2 protein-coding genes are annotated in these 1150 nt (G+C 50.7%); both read left to right on the top strand.

All coding sequences use genetic code 11. The features are described from left to right. Positions 1-462, top strand: a 462-nt coding sequence (locus E0698_RS26515) for a helix-turn-helix domain-containing protein (RefSeq protein WP_238354177.1), incomplete at its 5' end; no start/stop codon positions are given. Next, complete coding sequence (locus tag E0698_RS26210) at positions 351-1133, top strand: IS630 family transposase (RefSeq protein ID WP_202895087.1); 783 nt, start codon at positions 351-353, stop codon at positions 1131-1133. The genes E0698_RS26515 and E0698_RS26210, both read left to right, overlap by 112 nt. Positions 1134-1150: the final 17 nt, after the last annotated feature.

Here is a 1150-nt window from a genome sequence, read left to right as displayed (position 1 = left end):
CAGATGAACAAAAAATACGAGGTACAACTCCAGTGGAAGGAACGCGAAACCATTGAAAACATCCTTCATGCCGACTCTACGTCCAAAGGCATTCGCAATCGTTGTCTCGTACTTCTTCTGGCAGACGAAAGTCAAGGAGCAATTCCGACTCAAGCTGAAATTGCCCAGCGGATAGGTGTCAGTGAGGTCACCGTATATCACACGGTGAAGGATTACTGTACCCGCGGCCTTCATGAGACGCTGAGCTACCGCAAGCGAGCCGAACCGGCACGTCCTTCGCAGGTGACCGGTGAAGTGGAAGCCCGAATCATTGCGTTAGCCTGTTCTGAGCCGCCTGAGGGGTATGCTCGCTGGACCGTTCGTCTGCTCACTCGCCGGGTGATCGAACTGAATATTCTGGAATCGGTAGGACGGGAAACGATTCGGACGACGTTAAAAAAACAAAACTTAAGCCTCATCTGAAAAAACAATGGTGCATTCCCGCCAAATCCAGCAGTGAGTTCGTCGCTCGGATGGAAGACATCTTGGAAACCTACGCTCTTCCCTATGATCCTGAAATCCCGCTGATCTGTATGGATGAACAGCCGGTGCAACTGTTGGATCATTCCCGACCTGCGCAACAAATGAAGCCGGGACAAGTACGCCGCGAGGATTACGAGTATGTGCGCAAAGGAAGTTGTAGCCTGTTTATGTTCACAGAACCTCTGGCCGGATGGCGTCATGTCCAAGCCAGCGAGAGACGAACCAAAGTCGATTGGTCGCTACAAGTTCAAGAGCTACTAGAAGTCCATTATCCAAGGGCGCAGCGGGTTCGGCTCGTCATGGATAACTTGAACACGCATACGATTTCGTCCTTGTATGAAACGTTTGCGCCAGAGCAGGCGTTGTCCCTTGCGAAACGATTAGAAATTCATTACACCCCTAAACATGGAAGTTGGCTCAACATGGCTGAAATTGAACTGAGCGCTCTGACCATCCAGTGTCTGAGCCGACGAATCGCCTCGATGGAAGAATTGCAGCGTGAGGTCACGGCATGGGAAGTCGAACGTAACCAGGCACAGAAATCGGTCGATTGGCAATTTACAACTGAGCAAGCGAGAGGGAAATTAAAGCACCTCTATCCTGAAATTTGATTCGGCCAAGGTACTAG

This window comes from Paenibacillus sp. 23TSA30-6 (genome assembly GCF_014858585.1).
GTDB lineage: Bacteria > Bacillota > Bacilli > Paenibacillales > Paenibacillaceae > Paenibacillus.
The sequence above is the reverse complement of the archived record's forward strand: the minus strand, read 5'-3'. Positions and strand labels throughout refer to the sequence as shown.